Here is a 751-nt window from a genome sequence, read left to right as displayed (position 1 = left end):
AAATCTCCGGTTATACCAACGATCTCGGCGAGCCCCGGCGCCTGACGCTCGAGCACTCTGTCACCGATCTCTTTCCGGGTGGCGACGTCTCCAAGGCAAGCTTCTGCTCCGGGCTTCGCCCGATGACGCCGGACGGCACGCCCGTCATCGGTGCGACGAAGGTCGCCGGGCTCTTTCTCAACACCGGCCACGGTACGCTCGGCTGGACGATGAGTTCCGGCTCGGCCCGTGTCATCGCCGATCTCGTCTCCGGCCGCAAACCGGAAATCGACGCCACAGACCTTGCAATCGCCCGCTACGCGTGAACAACACATCAACAGGAGAAGACATCATGCTCGAAGCTATCGATACCACGGACGCACCTGGCGCCGTCGGCCCCTTCTCGCAAGCCATCAGGGTCGGCAACCTGCTGTTCGTCTCCGGTCAGTTGCCCATTGATCCAGCAACCGGCGACTTCAATTCGGACGACGCGATTGTCCAGGCGAGCCAATGCCTCAAAAACCTTGCAGCGATTGTCGCCGCCGCCGGGACAACGCTTGCGCATACCGTCAAAACCACAGTCCTCCTGACCGACCTCGGTCAGTTCGCAGAGATCAACAAGGTCTACGCTGGCTTCTTTGCAGAGCGGTATCCCGCCCGCGCTTGCCATGAAGTGAGCGCGTTGCCAAGGGGCGCCAAAGTCGAGATCGAGGCAGTAATCGCCCTTCCATAACCTCCCGAACCCTGATCGCGCGACAGTTACGTGCGCCGA

At 61.5% G+C, this 751-nt stretch carries 2 protein-coding genes; both read left to right on the top strand.

All coding sequences use genetic code 11. From position 1 onward, the window contains the following. Positions 1-305: FAD-dependent oxidoreductase (locus ACFHWW_RS33960; protein ID WP_379943755.1), on the top strand; the 305-nt coding region annotated here is incomplete at its 5' end. Between the two features lie 26 nt (positions 306-331). Next, the gene (locus ACFHWW_RS33955) at positions 332-712 is read left to right on the top strand and encodes a RidA family protein (RefSeq protein ID WP_379943754.1); all 381 of its coding nucleotides are present in this window, start codon (positions 332-334) and stop codon (positions 710-712) included. Positions 713-751 lie beyond the last annotated feature (39 nt).

Origin of the sequence: Sinorhizobium sp. P24N7, assembly GCF_042436655.1 — a bacterium.
GTDB lineage: Bacteria > Pseudomonadota > Alphaproteobacteria > Rhizobiales > Rhizobiaceae > Sinorhizobium > Sinorhizobium meliloti_A.
Note: the sequence above shows the minus strand (reverse complement) of the source record. Positions and strands in the feature narration are given on the sequence as shown.